13 protein-coding genes, 1 other RNA gene and 1 pseudogene are annotated in these 17,312 nt (G+C 50.1%); all 15 read right to left on the reverse strand.

Features of this window, described 5'->3' with window-relative positions:
- Positions 1 to 167 precede the first annotated feature (167 nt).
- A pseudogene (locus MPRO_RS02685) lies at positions 168 to 647 on the reverse strand (transposase); the annotation flags it as partial.
- Between the two features lie 124 nt (positions 648 to 771).
- On the reverse strand, positions 772 to 2,289 hold the full coding sequence (locus MPRO_RS02690; protein WP_067286621.1) for a mannose-1-phosphate guanylyltransferase/mannose-6-phosphate isomerase: 1,518 nt from the start codon (positions 2,287 to 2,289) through the stop codon (positions 772 to 774).
- Positions 2,290 to 2,572: 283 nt separating this feature from the next.
- Positions 2,573 to 3,874 carry an oligosaccharide flippase family protein gene (locus MPRO_RS02695; protein ID WP_067286622.1) on the reverse strand — a complete coding sequence of 434 codons (1,302 nt, stop codon included), beginning with the start codon at positions 3,872 to 3,874 and terminating at the stop codon, positions 2,573 to 2,575.
- A gap of 87 nt (positions 3,875 to 3,961) precedes the next feature.
- The gene (locus MPRO_RS02700; protein ID WP_067286623.1) at positions 3,962 to 4,429 is read right to left on the reverse strand and encodes a GDP-mannose mannosyl hydrolase; all 468 of its coding nucleotides are present in this window, start codon (positions 4,427 to 4,429) and stop codon (positions 3,962 to 3,964) included.
- 59 nt (positions 4,430 to 4,488) lie between these two features.
- The gene (gene fcl / locus MPRO_RS02705) at positions 4,489 to 5,454 is read right to left on the reverse strand and encodes a GDP-L-fucose synthase (protein WP_067286624.1); all 966 of its coding nucleotides are present in this window, start codon (positions 5,452 to 5,454) and stop codon (positions 4,489 to 4,491) included.
- Positions 5,455 to 5,642: 188 nt separating this feature from the next.
- Positions 5,643 to 6,764 carry a GDP-mannose 4,6-dehydratase gene (gene gmd, locus MPRO_RS02710; RefSeq protein ID WP_067286626.1) on the reverse strand — a complete coding sequence of 374 codons (1,122 nt, stop codon included), beginning with the start codon at positions 6,762 to 6,764 and terminating at the stop codon, positions 5,643 to 5,645.
- A 19-nt stretch (positions 6,765 to 6,783) separates the two neighbouring features.
- Positions 6,784 to 7,533, reverse strand: a complete 750-nt coding sequence (locus MPRO_RS24955) for a WecB/TagA/CpsF family glycosyltransferase (protein ID WP_082708411.1) — start codon at positions 7,531 to 7,533, stop codon at positions 6,784 to 6,786.
- Between the two features lie 27 nt (positions 7,534 to 7,560).
- Positions 7,561 to 8,355, reverse strand: a complete 795-nt coding sequence (locus MPRO_RS02715) for a glycosyltransferase family 2 protein (RefSeq protein ID WP_067286628.1) — start codon at positions 8,353 to 8,355, stop codon at positions 7,561 to 7,563.
- Entirely contained in the window at positions 8,355 to 9,323 is a 969-nt protein-coding gene (locus MPRO_RS02720) for a sulfotransferase family protein (RefSeq protein ID WP_158651726.1), read from the reverse strand. Before MPRO_RS02720 ends, MPRO_RS02715 begins: the two co-directional genes overlap by 1 nt.
- Positions 9,320 to 10,381, reverse strand: coding sequence for an O-antigen ligase family protein (locus tag MPRO_RS24960; protein ID WP_158651727.1), 1,062 nt, complete (start codon positions 10,379 to 10,381; stop codon positions 9,320 to 9,322). Before MPRO_RS24960 ends, MPRO_RS02720 begins: the two co-directional genes overlap by 4 nt.
- A gap of 91 nt (positions 10,382 to 10,472) precedes the next feature.
- Entirely contained in the window at positions 10,473 to 11,384 is a 912-nt protein-coding gene (locus MPRO_RS02725; protein ID WP_067286633.1) for a sulfotransferase family protein, read from the reverse strand.
- A 4-nt stretch (positions 11,385 to 11,388) separates the two neighbouring features.
- Positions 11,389 to 11,916, reverse strand: a complete 528-nt coding sequence (locus MPRO_RS24965) for an acyltransferase (protein ID WP_082708413.1) — start codon at positions 11,914 to 11,916, stop codon at positions 11,389 to 11,391.
- Between the two features lie 39 nt (positions 11,917 to 11,955).
- On the reverse strand, positions 11,956 to 12,561 hold the full coding sequence (locus tag MPRO_RS02730; RefSeq protein ID WP_067286635.1) for a hypothetical protein: 606 nt from the start codon (positions 12,559 to 12,561) through the stop codon (positions 11,956 to 11,958).
- Positions 12,562 to 13,870: 1,309 nt separating this feature from the next.
- Complete coding sequence (locus MPRO_RS02735) at positions 13,871 to 16,102, reverse strand: NADP-dependent isocitrate dehydrogenase (protein ID WP_067286637.1); 2,232 nt, start codon at positions 16,100 to 16,102, stop codon at positions 13,871 to 13,873.
- A gap of 809 nt (positions 16,103 to 16,911) precedes the next feature.
- Positions 16,912 to 17,035, reverse strand: a non-coding RNA gene (locus MPRO_RS02740) — RtT sRNA.
- Positions 17,036 to 17,312 lie beyond the last annotated feature (277 nt).

Genomic DNA, 17,312 nt, shown 5'->3' on the forward strand with positions numbered 1-17,312 from the left:
GTGGGGTGGTTTAGTTGTGTATGAGAGAAGGTTGTGTGGCGGTAAAAGCTTCTTCAGCAGGGCCTCTTTACGCTCGGGTGAATAACGTCGCATCGCATGACTCTTTCCGTCCCCGGGACTTTGGTTTAGATGAAACTGATCAGGCGACAACTACCCTGACACCGGGGGGGGTCCAGCGGCCGGTTTTGCCATTCGTGGACCTGCTCGATTACGCGTTCGGTGACCTTGGACACCAGCGTCGCGGAGATGTCGGCGTCGTACATCTCCTTGAAAGCCTCGACGATGTCCCGGGTGCTCAAGCCCTTGGCGTACAGGGCAAGGATCTGGTCGTCCATCTGGGTCAATCGAGACTGACCCTTGCGTACGAACTGAGGCTCGAAGGAACCGTCACGATCGCGGGGAGCTTGGATCGATACGTCCCCGTGCTGCCCCTTCAGGCGCTTGGTGGAATAGCCATTACGACTGTTGCTGGTACCACGGCCTTCCGGGGCGTGCTTCTCATACCCCAGATGCTCGTCCAGTTCGGCGCTGAGGGCGGTCTCGACTGTGAGTTTGACCAGTTGCTGCGTGAGGGCTCCGAGATCTCGTTCAGACTTGATGTCTTTGGCCAGCTCCGCGGCCAGGGCTCTGAGTTTTTCTTGGTCCATTTGCTTACCCACGATGATATCCTTTTGAAAAGGTTACTTATTCGTGGGCAGTTACACAATTTGGTTTACAGCCTCCCCTGCGCGGCGGGAACCTGCTTTTAACCTGCTCTTGCCCCTGCTTTTCCTAGCCCCTAGCCCCTTTAACCTCGCCCCTGCTCTTAACCTGCTCTTGCCCCTGCTCTTCCGCCCGTCCATACCTATCTTCAAACCGTACTATATCGTCTTCCCCCAGGTAGGAGCCCGACTGTACTTCGATCAGTTCCAGCGGGATCTTGCCGGGGTTTTCCAGGGAGTGAACGGCACCAATGGGGATATAGATCGACTGGTTTTCGGTGAGCAGCTGTTCTTCGTCGTCGCGGCGTACCCTGGCGGTGCCGGATACCACTATCCAGTGCTCGGCGCGGTGGTGGTGCATCTGGATGGAGAGCTTCTCGCCCGGCTTCACGGTGATGCATTTCACCTGGTAGCGCTCGCCCGAGTCGATGGAGTCGTACTTGCCCCAGGGGCGGTAGACTTCGCGGTGCAGTTGGTACTCACTGCGGCCCTGCGCCTTGAGCTGATTGACCAGGTGCTTCACATCCTGCACCGAGTCCCTGGCAGCGACCAGCACGGCATCCTTGGTTTCCACTACTATCATGTCCTTCAGGCCCAGGGTCGTCACCAGACGATGGCTGCTATGTACCAGGCAGTCTTCGGTACTGTGCAGCAGAATATCGCCCTGGGTGACATTGCCTCTGGCATCCTTGGCATTCACATCCCACAGGGACGACCAGGACCCTACATCACTCCAGCCGGCATCCAGCGGCATCACTACCACGCTGCCGCCGCCCGGCGCGCTGCACAGCGGCTCCATAACGGCGTAATCGACGGATTCATCCGGGCAGGCCAGAAAGGCAGCCTTGTCGACCCGCACAAAGTCCATGTCCTGGTGCGTTACGGTCATGGCTTTCTCGCAGGCAGCCAGAATATCGGGCCTGAACTCACGCAATGCCGCTATATAACGGCTGGCCTTGAACAGGAACATGCCGCTGTTCCAGTAGTACTCGCCGCTGTCGACATAGCCCGTGGCCGTGGCCAGATCCGGCTTTTCGACAAACTGCTCAACGGCGTAACCGGTCGACTCACTCGAACCACCTGCAGTAGCTGCCACAGCCGCTGCGCCTGCCATTGCCGCCCCGCGGCGTATATAGCCATAGCCGGTTTCCGGGCCCGTGGCGACTATACCGAAGGTCACCAGCTTGCCCTGCTCTGCCAGCGGCATTGCAGCGCGCACCACCTGCTGAAACTCGGGTGCATCTTCAATTACATGGTCCGCCGCCAGCACCAGCAGCAAGGGGTCTTCATCCCTGTTCAGGGCTTCCAGTGCCGCCAGGGCGATGGCCGGCGCCGTATTGCGCCCGGCGGGCTCCAGAATGATCGCAGCGCCCTCTGCCTGGCCGCGCAGCTGTTCGGCAACGATAAAGCGGTGCTCTTCGTTACAGATAACCGTGGGGGCGCCATCGCAGAGGCCGTCTATGCGGGCCAGGGTCGCCTGCAGCATGGTCTGATCCGATGCCAGCGGCAGAAACTGCTTGGGGTAAAGCGCGCGGGACAGCGGCCACAGGCGTGAGCCCGAGCCGCCTGCCATTACAATCGTTTTCATGGTGTTACATCCTTTATATGTAAACTTAGGCTCTGCTGGCGTGCTACAGCACAGCAAGGCGTATCGGCACGCGCCAGCAGAGCTCAACGATTAGCCCAATAGGCTCAATTGTGCGGATCTACCAGAGTATTGCTCAGCATAACGGCTTTGCGCCAACAGCGATAACTGCGGTGAAGCCCGCCTGGGGCGATTCAGCAACTGATACTGCGCAAGCGACAACTGGTAACCCAGCAGCGGGTCTGGCTCATCCAATTGACCTATTCGTCCACCAGGTGGACATTCCCTAGCGCCGCCATATGGCCAGCGTATTGAATCCCAGCCGCTTATGTACCCAGTACACGGCAAACAGATTCTGACTCGCAATGGCCAGTGCTGTCGCAAACGCAGCGCCGGTCGCACCATAACTTGGGATAAGTAAAAAACTCAACAACACACTGCAAGGCGCAACCAGCAATAAACTGTTACGCATATCCTTTTCGTGACCTGTCATCATCAGCAAATAACCAACAGACCCGGTGGCGACATTAATGAGCTGCCCAATTGCCAAAATCTGTAGCAAATGTGCGCCGGCTACAAAATCTTCGCCAAACAGCAACATCAACTTGGCCGGAAAAATCAGCATAATAGCAACCAGAGGAGCAGCAGCAAGCAGCATCAAGCGCGTTGAGGTAATAGCAATACGCTGAACGCCGGCCATATCACCCTGCTTGTGCATAGCGGCAAATCGCGGTGCCACCACCAGATTTACCGCCATCAGTACAAAACTGGTTAACAACGCTGTGCGTTGTGCGACTGCAAGCTGGGCAATCTGCTCTGGTTCGACATAGGCACCGGCGATAAATTGACTTGACCACTGAATTAGCTGTCCCATCACTAAAACTATCCAGAGAGGTATAGCTGGCTCCAGCATGGTTTTCCAGCTAAGCGAATCGTGCTTTATTTCCTGAGCCGAAGTTCCTCGCCACCAGAGCGCTAGCCCAAAAAACAGGGTTGCAATTGCGGAACAACTATAAGCAATCGCTGCCTGCTGGGCCGTACTCAGTACCAGAACAAACAACCCACTAACCAGAAGCAAGCTGGCAAAAATATTCAGCGTGAATACAGATGACGCTATCTTGCGTAATCCTTGAAGACTCATTGCCACAAGCGTGAATAGCGCTAGCCCAACCAAACCGGGAGCCATTTTTTCCAGTACCGGCGCCAAAGCCGGCTTTCCAAAAACCCATTCTGCTAACGGGTATGCAAATATGGTCAGTAGTCCAGCGACAACAGCGGAGACACATCCGGCCAGCAGAAGACTGCGTGCTAGCACCTGCCGTATAGTCCGAATATCCTTATCTACCATTGCGGCGCCGGTAAACCGCAATACTATGCTATCGAGGCCTAAACGGCTGAGCCCCGCCAAGAAGGTGATAACAGTGAACGCTAGTAGAAAATAGCCGGCTTCCGCAGCCCCCAAACTGCGCGCTAAAACAAGGCTCATTAAAAGACTTGCACCAGCACCCAGCACTCGAACCCCCAACGCAAAAAGAGTATCTAGCGCCAGTCCGCGACCTGCGTTTACATTGCCTGTGGGTGTTTTCATAGATTGATTTCGGCCTGCGGAGGCTCCGGGTGGGTGCCAGAGCCGCCAGCCATTACAATCGCTTTCATGGTGTTACATCCTTTATCGTTAAACACGGGCCAAATAGGCCCGGCTGTTCGGGTGCACCTGGGGGCTGCTCAGCATATCGGCCTGGCGCCACCAGCGATAACCGCTGTGCTGCCCCGTGGGCAGCTTCAGCAGCTGAGCCTGCGCAATCTTCAGATGGTAACCCAGCACCACGTAATGGGTGCTAGGCCCATCAATGCCGGGCTCAAATACACTGTCGTCATAAAAGTGCTCGTATACATCCAGCAGCCGTGCGCCGCTGCGCTCCAGTGCCAGGCCCAGCTCTTCGGTGGTCAGGCGCACAAAGGCCGCATCCAGGGATTCATTTTTCTGGATGCGCCCGCCGGGTACAAACCAGTCACCTTTGGCGGGCCTGTTAATTCGCTGGCCCAGCAGAATCTCACCCTGTTCGTTCTCCACCACCAGATCGATGGACACGAGCGGCGTGGATGCGACCACGGATTTGAATACTTTAGAGTCGAGCCACACAGTGCTTAATCCAATGCAGGTGAGTAGATAATTCTAGCTGGCCCCAGGAAACGCGGCTATTAGCCCCTCACAGAATCGATGTTTTCCAGATACCAGCCGTAGGTGCTGGCAAGACCCGCCTCCAGCGAGGTGCTCGCCTGCCAGCCCAGCGCACGCAGCCGCGATACATCCATCAGCTTGCGCGGTGTGCCATCGGGTTTGCTGGTGTCAAACACCAGCTGCCCGTCAAACCCGACCACCCGCGCCATGGTTTCGGCCAGCTCGCGAATGGTGCAGTCGATGCCGGTGCCCACATTGATATGGGACAGCATGGGTTCGGTCTGCTCCGCATACCGTTCCGCGCTCAGGTTCATCACATGCACCGAGGCCGCCGCCATATCGTCTACATGCAGGAATTCGCGCATCGGTGTGCCCGTGCCCCAGATAACCACTTCGCTGGCCTCAGCCAACTTGGCTTCGTGGAAGCGGCGCATCATCGCCGGTATCACATGGCTGTTTTCCGGGTGAAAGTTATCGTTGGTGCCGTAGAGGTTGGTCGGCATCACACTGCGATAGTCCACACCGTATTGGCGGCTGTAACTCTCGCACAGCTTGATCCCGGCGATCTTGGCAATGGCGTAAGGCTCGTTGGTCGCTTCAAGCACACCGGTCAGCAGGGCTGATTCCTGCATCGGCTGTTCTGCCAGTTTGGGGTAAATGCAGGACGACCCCAGAAACAGCAGCTTCTTCACACCATGCTGATAGGCCGCCTGAATGATATTGGCCTCAATCATCAGGTTTTCGTAAATAAACTCGGCCGGATAGGTATTGTTGGCATGGATACCCCCCACCTTGGCCGCGGCTAGATAGACCTCATCAATTTGCTGTTCTGCAAAAAACGCCGTCACCTGCGCCTGGTTCACCATATCCAGATCCTGCCGGCTGCGGGTAACGATTTCGCAGTTACCCAGCTGTTCCAACTGCCGCACAATCGCCGACCCAACCATACCGCGGTGACCGGCGACGAAAATTCTTTTTGAAGTCATAATTCCCACTATCGTTTGAGGGGCTAGGGGCTAGGGGCTAGGGGCTAGGGGCTAGGGGCTAGGGGCTAGGCATTTTGCTGAAGCGCCCCAGCCTTGCAACACAGTTCCTTTCTTTTAGCCTTTTTCTTTAACGCTTTGAATCTAGCCCCTTTTACCTTTCCCCTTTTATCTGCTTTTTAACCTGCCTTTTAGTTCTCAGTCGCGACCGGCACTGAATAGCCGTGCTCTTTGAGCAGCGCATGGCGCTGGGCCACTTTCAGGTCTTCACGTACCATCTCGGCACACATTTCCTGTACGGTGATTTCCGGTACCCAGCCGAGCTTTTCCTTGGCCTTGGTCGGATCACCCAGCAGGGTTTCCACTTCGGCGGGGCGGAAGTATCGGGTATCAACCCGCACAACAACATCGCCCACTTTCAGCGCCGGCGCCTTGTCGCCTTCGATACGCTCGACGATGCCCTGTTCGTCTACACCCGTGCCTTCAAAGCGCAGGGTGATACCCAGCTCTTCCGCCGACCAGCGCACGAAGTCGCGTACCGAATACTGCACTCCCGTGGCAATCACGAAGTCTTCCGGGTTCTCCTGCTGCAGCATCATCCACTGCATGCGCACATAGTCCTTGGCATGGCCCCAGTCACGTAGCGCATCCATATTACCCAGGAACAAGCCCGGCTCCAGACCCTGGGCAATGTTGGCCAGACCACGGGTGATCTTGCGGGTAACAAAGGTTTCGCCCCGGCGCGGGGACTCATGGTTAAAGAGAATGCCGTTGCAGGCGTACATGCCGTAGGCTTCGCGGTAGTTCACCGTAATCCAGTAGGCATAGAGCTTGGCCACCGCATAGGGTGAGCGCGGGTAGAAGGGCGTGGTTTCCTTCTGCGGGGTTTCCTGTACCAGGCCGTAGAGCTCGGAGGTCGACGCCTGATAGAAACGGGTCTTCTTCTCCAGCCCCAGCAGGCGGATCGCCTCCAGAATGCGCAGTGTACCCATGGCATCCACATCGGCGGTATATTCCGGCGACTCGAAGCTCACCGCCACATGGGACTGAGCCCCCAGGTTATACACCTCATCGGGCTGCACTTCCTGGATGATGCGGGTCAGGTTGGAGGAATCCGACAGATCACCGTAATGCAGAATAAAATTCTGGTTATCAACGTGCGGGTCCTGATAGATATGATCCACCCGCTGGGTATTAAAAGAGGAAGCACGGCGTTTGATACCGTGAACTTCGTAGCCCTTTTCCAACAGCAGTTCTGCAAGGTAGGAGCCGTCCTGGCCAGTAATGCCGGTGATAAGCGCTTTCTTCTTCATTGTCGTAAACACTATTAATCTATCTCAATTTAGCAGAAACAATCTGCTTTATTAAATGGTAGATGAACCGAGGATTGTGTTTTAAATAACGTTTCCACAATCTCTTCGGCTCACAAAAAAGCCTAAAAACCCACTCTAGGTAGATTCTTTGCATCCACATAGGTGCATGTTTTTTTGTACCTGCTATGAAATCAAATGCGGCTCCAACTCCAAGCATCACACAATCTGTTTTCTTATAATTAGCTTGCATCCAAATCTCTTGTTTCGGGCATCCAATTCCTACAAGTAGGATATCTACTTTAGAATTTATTATATTATCTATTACTGAACTATTTTCTTCTTCTGTAAGAGGCCTAAAAGGAGGGGAGTATCTATAAACAATATCTATTCCAGGGTAGTCTTGTCGTATATTTTTTTCTACTAGGCGGAGAGTTTCTTCCGTAGCTCCTCCGTACAAGCCAACTTTATAACCATTTAACCCTGCTTCAGCGCACAATAAATTAACAAGATCTTGCCCCCTTACTTGCCCAGCATCTTTGAACCCTAGTACTTTCTGTGCAAAACAGATTGGCTTACCATCAGCAACAACTAAGTCGGCACCGTTTACAATACCTGAAAAAGATGGTGAATCAAAAACCTCCATACACATATGCACGTTCGAAACACATACATATGAGCCATGAGGTTGACAGCACATAGATTTTATTTTAAAAATAGCATCATTTAGCTGGAGAACATCAACTCTCATTTTAATAACTAAGGATTTCATATTATTTAGGCTTAGATTTAATTTGTTTTAGAATTTTCTTTGAAAAAAAATACTATCAACCTTTTGAGGAACCGAAGCAAGAATTAAAAGAACAACATCTTTAATATCATTAAATTTCAAGTATCTAAAATTTCTAAACAATATTAAAGATAGATTCTTTATTTTCTTTAAACGGCCAATGGTAGACAAGCCATTATAATGTATTCGGTAAGCTACCTCTACGTTCTCTATAATGAATCTATATTTTAGCGCAAGTCGTATTTTGAAATCCCAGTCTTCATACTCTCGGTAAGCTTCGTTGTAGCCACCAGTGTCATTAAATGACTCTCTTGTGTAAAATATATTAAACGGTATGTAGCAGGAGCGCGATAAAATTTCCTTCTTTATATCACCGGAGACTATTTTTTTTCTTACCTTTCTTGAGATAAGGTTCGCGTCTTCGTCTAAATACACTACGACCCCTCCCGCAACACAACCTTTTTTTGAGGCTAGACTATTTACCATTTGTTCAACGTAATTTTCTGATATAAAAAAATCATCTGGATCTAACGTCGACAATACTTCACCGGACGCCTGAGACAAGCCGACATTTCTTGTATACGAAACTCCTCGATTTTCATTGTTGAATATCATTTTATAGTCGTAACTTTCAACTATATCTTTAGCGGCGTCTCTTTCATTAGGCAGTGAGTAGTCATCGACCACAATAACTTCGATATTCTTATAAGTTTGATTTCTTATAGAATCAAGGCACTTTTTAAGATATCTTGAATTATTATAGTGAGGTATTACTAACGAAACTTTATTATCATATGTATTCATTAACGAACCCCATAATTTGCAACTTTACGCCGCTTATTTTTAAACCTAACATATGTAACATAGATACCTGTATGACGATGAAGAAAACCGAGAATAATATGCGGTATATCTTTCAACTCTTGTGAAAGAGAATACTTTGATTTACATATATTTTCTTGAGTATCTTTAATGCTATATCCTAGTGACTCAAAGTTGGTATACCCAAACTTTATTAAAAAAATTTTCGCCCACCTTCTACGATAAAGTGTATTAAAAGAATCTACCCACTTACCCTCCTCATTTTGACCACCAATACTCCCTCCGTACTTCCTATCTCCAGTCGGATCCCCTAAGCTTCCGTTTAGTTTTACTGATGAGAATTCACTTTTATTGTCAGGGCTTAGATCAAGAGACTCACATAATTTTAAATAATAAAATTCAGGATTATTTATAAAATCTTCATATCTAAAAGCAATAACATTTTTATTTTTTTCCTTCGTCATATCTGCAAGATTAGAAGCTCCCATAAACAAATCGATATCAAATCGATACATACACCAGTTACCATTCCCAAACGTATTTATCATCGAGTTTATACAAGCGAAAGGGTGCCGAAACAAAACAACGTGAATATCTTCTGGATACATCTCCAATAATTCTTTGCAGATGATACTATATCGTGGCGTTTTATCTATAAACACCTTAGCACTTTCGGGGCAGATAGTTTTGTAATACGTATCAATTGCGGATTTGCATATATTAATTCTTAAACTATTAGTATCAATATTTTGATCCTTTAGGTCCGCGTATGATCTGTAGAACAAATGGTGCTCATATTCTGAGAAAACCTTTTCCTCTTTGAAAATGTAAACTATTGGAAGAGCTATCCATGGCTCAGATATAGTATAAGTGTCTTTATTTCTCGCCAAATATTTTTGAAAAAGTGTTGATCCAGATCTGGGCAGCGAATATAAAAATACTTTTCTCAATTTTTTTGACTCCGTAACTCTTTCTTGAAGCCAAGCCATGGCAAGGCGAGTAATATTAACATTAAAGTTGAAACTCCTGGGCCCGCAAATGACGATGACATTATACTTACTGTAAGCATGAATAACAGAATAGCAAACTGTGGTTTGCTATCTACATAGTTTACTATTCTGATTAAGTATGAAATCAAGACCAATAAACCGAACAACCCACTTTCATATAAAACATGTAAGTAAACGTTGTGCGCTGAATCTGTAGACCAACCCCACTTTGTCTCATACAATAACGGAAGTAAATTTTTACTTTCTCCGTAACCTATACCTAACAGTAAGTTTGAGCCCACATAGTCGATTAGTGCTTCCCATAGAGGAATTCGACCGGAGAGAGTATACAGTTCACGCAAATCTCCAGAACGAGATATGAATAAAAAATCGCTAAGCTGACTCTCAATAAGCGGCATAATAAAAATTAATAAAAATGGAGCCAATACACCAACGGCGATCAGGGATTTTAAAAAGTAACGCAGTCCATACTTTGTCATCAAAGAAGTCATTATCAAAGAAGCCATCATAGCTATTGATATCGTTCGGCCACCACTTTCTATTATTACGTAGAGACAAATTGCCAGAATTAAAATCTTAAAGTAAGGCTTTATCTCACTAAAGAATACTAAAATTAACGCTATTGTAGCTATTTGTGATGATTGACTAGGGTGACCAACAATACCTGCCAGTCGCATATAGCCATCACTTATTATATAAGACTGACCTGCTAAAGATAAAATAAAACTTATAGATGTAATTATTACAAATGCCGTAATTACTGAGTTATTTACAATCCCCTCATGCTTATAATACCTTTCGGCCTGGTCAAGATAAAAGGCAAATAATATTAAAACGAGTGAACTCAGGAAACCATATGTACTACCAGCAAGTATTGAACTGACTGACAGAAAAAATAACATTTTGTATGAACATCTACTTGATGCTATTGTGGCTTTAAAGTCTTTAAAGCACAATAGTATAATCAAACCTATCAACATAGTGAGCCATGATGCCATTTTTGTCCCTTTTTGGATGCTGGATGGCACGTCAAATAGTTCAAAAGACAGCGGTGTGCATAGTATAAAAAATAGTATAAAAAAATTGACTCTATATTTCATATCCGAGTTTTTCTGCGATAGGAGTGACTTTGGTTGCAAGAAAATCCTTGTTTTTAATAATGAAATTAGGAATATCAGGGGAAGTTGATTTTTTCCTCATCGCATCATGATCCCAGCTATTCAGCTCATTCTCGTTAACTTTTTGACTGAGTTTATTTTTAATTTTTTCTTTATCGAAGTTATGAATACCAGCAAAAGAAAGTAGCTCGAACGTTTTATTTTCATCGGACACAACATCTTCCAAACGAAATATCTTACAATTGCTGGGGTACTCTTCTGCCTTAATAAGAATTCTAGAATTAACCAATACCCAGTAGTCTAATATAGAAATTAATGTTTCTTTTGTCGATACCGGTTTTATATTGATCCTATTATTCTCCCAGATAGTATCATTTTCAAACCAACCTTTTTTATAGGCGCTAGTAGCAAATTTATTAGGATCCCTTACAATGAATATTATTTTCGCATCAGGAAATAGATATAAGATACCATCCACAAGTGAAATAAGCGTTTGATTGGATTCTACATATCTAATATTAGCCAGCATATGCTTAACCATAGTTTCATAGCGAGCCGCTTTTAATATAAGGCTTTGCGCATAGGGCGTTAACTCAGCATGATATAGATCATTTGACATCGCCATTAAAGTTGGATGAGGCTCATGGTATGCTTTCACCTTATCAAGTTCATGAAATAGATGAGAAAAAAATTTAGTCCCTGTGCGTCCAGTAGATATGACAAATATTGGTGATGAAGCTTGCAATTTCAATTCTACACTTTTTTTACATTGATGTAGATTATCGCAACCATCTTGCTTATTTTTTTTTATTTTAATCTCTAAAGCGATCTCTTCAAACATTGACTGTGAATATTTTTTTATCCACTTTATCTGTCTCTTCATAAACTTATCCTATTTCATCACTAGTAGTTAATATTCGTATTTTTTTGGCAGGTATTCCGCAATATAGGAAACCTGAATCCAAGCTTTTTGTTACTAATGATTTAGCTCCCACAACAACGTCGCTGCCTATTGTTACACCTCCAAGAATTGTAACATCAGCAGAGATCCAGCAACGATCTCCAATTTCTATATCTTTAGATATCAACCCTCGGCCAACTATTGGTTTGTGAACCAATCCATGCCCCGCACATTCAAAAGATACATTTGGACCTATCAAACATTCATTACCTATAGATATTTTAGATTTTGCTAATGAGAATCTGACCCCCTCATTTATAAAGCATCCGCGGCCAATCGAAAGTTTATTTAATCCACCAAAGGGCCGAAAGGTCATTCGAGCATAAAAAACAGATCGTCCTTTTATATTAGCGCCAGCCAACCTTAAGAATATAAACCTTAGCTCATCATATATTGATAAGCGTATTTTAAGATTAAATAGTGGCCAAAATATAATTTCTTTGAATTTATTCATACCGTACGTTATCTTTCAATATGTTGGGTCTAGTGATAGTCAATAGTTTTCCTTCCCCTGTAACGTAAACGGCGTCTTGATATCCAGCAAAAGCGCTGCGTTATTAACCCCGGCCAAACCAGCACTCCCTGTAGCGCTCCCTATACCACTACCTAAAATCGGCCCCCGGCGCTGCTGGCGAAAATAGCGCCGCGCCAAATTTTGCACAGGCATACAGGCCATTAGCGAAAACCAGGCTGCCGCCAGGGGCACCCGGCCAGAAATCAATTGGGGGCTTTTGAGGTAAACAGGAAAGCGCCTGTATAGCGGCACCGATGCTATGACCGCTAGAATGGCCACGACAAGAGCCGCGACAAGGGCCAGGGTGCGATAGTGGGCGTCGAAAGCGCCGGTGTTTAGCCAGGAGAGGAGGCACAGCGAGGCGGTGCTCAGTGCTGCAGCCAGCCCCCGGTGAACCCGGAAGCCAAGGCCGGTACGGCACGGCAGCAATGCCCTGCTGCGCTGGGTGACAGGCACAGTCAGATGCAGGCGAGTGCCGGACCAAAAAGGTACAGATGCATTCATGGTGTCTGTCTCGTGAGCGAACGTTAATCCATCGCTGTTCCGGCTCGCTTCAGCACTGGCTGAAGGCAAAACCGAGATCATCCCTGAACCGCTGATCAAAAACAGGTGCTAAAAGCAGGTGCTAGGTACGAGGTACGAGAGTAAAAAAGGCACAAGCAACAAGCAACAAGCAACAAGCAACAAGCAACAAGCAACAAGCAACAAGCAACAAGCAACAAGCAACAAGCTTTGTACTGATCTGCTGCAATAGGCTTCAGACACGCTACCGCCCGAAGGTTATGGCAAGGGCCATCCTCAACGCCCGGGTACAGTCTGCCAGCAGATGTTTACAGTGCCGTGTATTCGCGGCCTTAATGAAAAACGCTGCGATTACTTGGCAATGATTTAGAAATTACGTAGCAATTACCATGCCCATGTTCCGGCAACCGCGGGGCGCCAAAGCCAGCCCCTGAAAAATGCGGCACATATTTAACAAAACGAGACCGCAGATTGATATAGGAAAAGCGCCTAATTTGTCTGTAACCAGGCCTGAAAAAACAAAAAGTTATTGAATTTTGAACAATTAGCCTCAAACCCAGGCGTACTACAGAAATACAGCCGACAGAGCAGGTAATTCAGCCGCACCAGAGAGGTGCGAGGTGTGAGGGGCTAGGGGCTAGGGGCTAGATGAAAGGGGCTAGGGAGAGCGGAAAAGCAGGTGCGAAGGCAGAGGCTAGGGGCTAGACGAAAGAGGCTAGGGAGAGCGGAAAAGCAGGTGCGAGGTGCAGATGGAAGAGCGGTAAGAGCAGGGGCTAGATTCTAGGGGCAAGGGGCTAGAGAGAGCAAAGAGCAGGTGCGAGTTCCGTGACTGCTTTACCTTTCGCCTAGCCCCTAGCGCCTAGCCCCTGCTTTTCCCTCGAACCTCGAACCTGCTTTTAACCTCGCCATCTATCTCCAATAGCTTCGCCGCGAGACGCGGCTCCTACGATACCTCGAAACTCGCTTCGCTCCTTTCCCGGAATTCGCAAGCTCATTCCAGGCTACGAGTTCCGTGCACTGCTTTACCTTTCGCCTAGCCCCTAGCGCCTAGCCCCTGCTTTTACCTCGCACCTCGAACCTCGAACCTGTTTTTAACCTCGCCATCTATCTCCAATAGCTTCGCCGCGAGACGCAGCTCCGACGATACCTCGAAACTCGCTTCGCTCCTTTCCCGGAATTCGCAAGCTCATTCCAGGCTACGAGTTCCGTGCACTGCTTTACCTTTCGCCTAGCCCCTAGCGCCTAGCCCCTGCTTTTATCTGCTTTGCTCCCTCGAATCTCGCCCCTCGAGCCTCGAGCCTGCCTTTAACCCTGCTTAAAAAAAAGCCCGGGGCAGTTGCCTGCGCCGGGCTTGGGTCTTGCGAAGCGTGGTTTAACGCTGGGCGTTGGCGTCTGCCAATACAGCGTTCAGCGTGGCGCTTGGGCGCATGACGCGTTTCACGTTGTTGCGGTCGGCGTGGTAGTAACCACCCAGCTCAGCGGGTTTGCCCTGGGCGGCAGCCAGTTCACCAATGATCTTGTCTTCATTGGTGGTCATGGCTTCGGCCAGCGGGGCGAAGAGTGCGGCCAGTTCTTTGTCTTCGGTCTGAGCGACCACGGCCTGAGCCCAGTACAGACCCAGGTAGAAATGGCTGCCACGGTTGTCCAGCTCGCCGGTGCGACGCGACGGAGACTTGTTGTTCTCCAGCAGCTTGCCGGTGGCTTCGTCCAGGGTTTTGGCCAGGATCTTGGCGCGCGGGTTGTTCTGCTTGATACCCATCTCTTCCAAAGACACGGCCAGGGCCATGAATTCGCCGAGGGAGTCCCAGCGCAGGTGGTTTTCTTCTTCAACCTGCTGCACGTGCTTGGGTGCGGAACCGCCAGCACCGGTTTCGTACATGCCGCCGCCCTTGAGCATGGGCACTATGGACAGCATCTTGGCAGAGGTGCCCAGTTCCATGATCGGGAACAGGTCGGTGAGGTAGTCACGCAGTACGTTGCCGGTCACGGAGATGGTATCGCGGCCGCGTACCATGCGCTCCATGGAGCGGCGAATCGCCTCAACATAGGTCATGACACGGATATCCAGACCGCTGGTGTCGTGATCCTGCAGGTACTTGTTCACCTTTTTGATCAGCTGGATATCGTGGGCGCGGTTGCGGTCCAGCCAGAAGATGGCAGGGGTGTCGGACTGACGCGAGCGGTTCACCGCCAGCTTGACCCAGTCACGTACCGGCTCGTCCTTGGTCTGGCAGGCGCGCCAGATGTCGCCTTCTTCCACTTCGTGCTGCATCAGCACTGTGCCGTCGGCCTTGACCACACGCATGGTGCCGTCGGCCATCATTTCGAAGGTCTTGTCGTGGGAGCCGTATTCTTCGGCCTTCTTCGCCATCAGACCGACGTTCGGCACTGTACCCATGGTGGTGGGATCGAAAGCACCGTTGGTCTTGCAGAAGTTGATCATCTCCTGATAGATGGTGGAGTAGGTGCTTTCCGGCATTACGGCCTTGGTGTCTTTGGCCTTGCCATCGGGGCCCCACATCTTGCCGCCGTTACGGATCATGGCGGGCATGGAGGCATCGACGATCACATCGCTCGGTACGTGCAGGTTGGTGATGCCCTTGACGGAATCCACCATCGCCATTTCCGGGCGATTTTCGTAGCAGGCGTGGATGTCTTCCAGAATCTCTTCACGCTTGGAGCGCGGCAGGGATTCGATGTTCTCGTACACGCTGCTCAGGCCGTTGTTCGGGTTAACGCCCAGCTCTTTAAACAGCTCGCCGTGCTTCTCGAACAGGTCCTTGTAGAACACAGTGACGGCGTGGCCGAAAACGATGGGGTGAGACACCTTCATCATGGTGGCCTTGACGTGCAGCGACCACATGACGTTGGATTCTTTGGCATCGTTGAGGGAGGCTTCAAAGAAGGCACGCAGCGCCTTGGCGCTCATGAACATGCCGTCCAGAATTTCGCCGGCTTCCAGGCTCAGTTCTTTCTTAACGCTGACGGCGCCGTCTTTGCCCACAAACTCGATGCGCACATCGGTCGGCTCATCCACGGTCACAGACTGTTCGCTGGAGTAGAAGTCACCGCCACGCATGTAATCGGCATGGGTTTGCGACGCCATGCTCCACTTGCCCATGCTGTGCGGGAACTTGCGCACGAACTGCTTTACGGCAGCCGGCGCACGACGGTCGGAGTTGCCTTCACGCAGCACCGGGTTAACCGCACTGCCGAGGAGCTTGGAGTAACTGGCACGAATCGCCTGTTCGGCATCGTTCTGCGCCACTTCAGGGAAGTTCGGTACCTTGTAGCCCTGGGACTGCAGCTCGGCGATGCAGGCTTTCAGCTGCGGCACAGAGGCGCTGATGTTCGGCAGTTTGACGATGTTCGCATTCGGGTCCTGCGTTAGCGCACCCAGAAACGCCAGACCATCGGTCACGCGCTGGTCTTCGGTCAGAAATTCCGGGAAAGCAGACAGGATACGGCCTGCCAGGGAGATATCAGTGATCTGGACATCAATGCCGGCAGCGCTGGTAAAGGTGCGGACGATCGGCAGCAACGAGCAAGTCGCCAGCGAAGGCGCTTCATCGGTGAGCGTGTAGTAAATAGTCTGTTTGGTCATAGTATCACTCTGTATGTTCCGGCTGCGTGCAACGGCTTGTGGCTGATGCGGTGCCCGGAGACTCCGTTATGCGAAAGATAGTGTTGAACGTGCGCAGGGGCTCTTTTGCAAGCAATATCCATGCCGGCACCTGACGCAGGTTACGGGATCGCGGGTCTTCGCTCGCTTGATCACCTCTTGGCAGCCTGTCGGGCTTAACGCTAATCTACTGCGGAAAAGCTGACAGTCTGCTCGGCACCTTTGGCAGTCATGACGCAGGTTATCAGTGTGCGCCAGCCTGCCAGGGCCGCCCGACCGCTCCGACGGTTCAGGCTGCCATATCAACCAGCCATTACTGGCCCAAGCAGGGCGGGTCTGAGCGCCGCCAAGCCTTCGCTGGTCATATAGCGGCCTAATCATACCACCGACAATCGAATCCGGCTCGCCCCAGACACCCCGAAATTGCAAGATCGGCACTGGACCATGGTCTATAAGGGGCGAGGGGCGAGGTGCGAGGTAAAGCAGAAGCTAGGGGCTAGGGGCTAGGGAGAGCAAGAGCAGGGGCAGGAGCAGGAGCAGGAGCAGGTGCGAGGTGCGAGGGGCGAGGGGCGAGGTTAGAGCAGAAGCTAGAAGCAAAGGAGAGCAGAGACAAGAGCTGGGGCGAGGGAAAGCGGCCACGTAGCCTGGAATGAGCCTAGGGCGAATTCCGGGAATTCGTAAACTCATTCCAGGCTACGGACTCGAACCCAGCGGGGGTTCTCACCCTCCAGGCGATGGACTGCGAATAAACGGAGGTGGTAATGCTGAAAATTCGGAGCAAACTGGAAAAGTGGCGCGCCTGGAGGGATTATTCGGCTTCGCCTTACCCTGCGGGCCGTTGCCTGCGGCAACGTTGTCTCGCTGCGCTCGACTCGAACCCAGCGGGGGTTCTCACCCTCTCAGGCGACGAACTGCGAATACGTTAGGGGGGATACTGAAAATTCGGAGCAAACTGGAAAAGTGGCGCCCTGGAGTCAACTGAAAAGTACATTCAAGCTATTGATTACTATCTAACCTATAGACAGGTTTAGCTTCATATACCCCCATTTATACCCCCGGTAACATTTTCATGGTGTATCTAACGACTAAGGGTTATCGGGGGACTGCACTTCAAAACTATCACATGCAGCGACCTTTTCCTGCGTTCACACTCAGCCCACGCTCGATCTTCACCCCCCCCGGTGTCAGGGTA

This window comes from Marinobacterium profundum, from assembly GCF_001528745.1.
GTDB lineage: Bacteria > Pseudomonadota > Gammaproteobacteria > Pseudomonadales > Balneatricaceae > Marinobacterium_A > Marinobacterium_A profundum.

What these genes read in the sequence shown, in the direction of transcription:
- fcl (WP_067286624.1), bottom strand. Translation starts at nt 5,454, where the DNA reads ATGACTTCAAAAAGAATTTTCGTCGCCGGTCACCGCGGTATGGTTGGG.
- MPRO_RS24965 (WP_082708413.1), bottom strand. Translation starts at nt 11,916, where the DNA reads ATGAATAAATTCAAAGAAATTATATTTTGGCCACTATTTAATCTTAAA.
- MPRO_RS02695 (WP_067286622.1), bottom strand. Translation starts at nt 3,874, where the DNA reads ATGAAAACACCCACAGGCAATGTAAACGCAGGTCGCGGACTGGCGCTA.
- MPRO_RS02725 (WP_067286633.1), bottom strand. Translation starts at nt 11,384, where the DNA reads ATGAAGAGACAGATAAAGTGGATAAAAAAATATTCACAGTCAATGTTT.
- gmd (WP_067286626.1), bottom strand. Translation starts at nt 6,764, where the DNA reads ATGAAGAAGAAAGCGCTTATCACCGGCATTACTGGCCAGGACGGCTCC.
- MPRO_RS02690 (WP_067286621.1), bottom strand. Translation starts at nt 2,289, where the DNA reads ATGAAAACGATTGTAATGGCAGGCGGCTCGGGCTCACGCCTGTGGCCG.
- MPRO_RS24955 (WP_082708411.1), bottom strand. Translation starts at nt 7,533, where the DNA reads ATGAAATCCTTAGTTATTAAAATGAGAGTTGATGTTCTCCAGCTAAAT.
- MPRO_RS02730 (WP_067286635.1), bottom strand. Translation starts at nt 12,561, where the DNA reads ATGATCTCGGTTTTGCCTTCAGCCAGTGCTGAAGCGAGCCGGAACAGC.
- MPRO_RS02735 (WP_067286637.1), bottom strand. Translation starts at nt 16,102, where the DNA reads ATGACCAAACAGACTATTTACTACACGCTCACCGATGAAGCGCCTTCG.
- MPRO_RS02715 (WP_067286628.1), bottom strand. Translation starts at nt 8,355, where the DNA reads ATGAATACATATGATAATAAAGTTTCGTTAGTAATACCTCACTATAAT.
- MPRO_RS24960 (WP_158651727.1), bottom strand. Translation starts at nt 10,381, where the DNA reads ATGGCATCATGGCTCACTATGTTGATAGGTTTGATTATACTATTGTGC.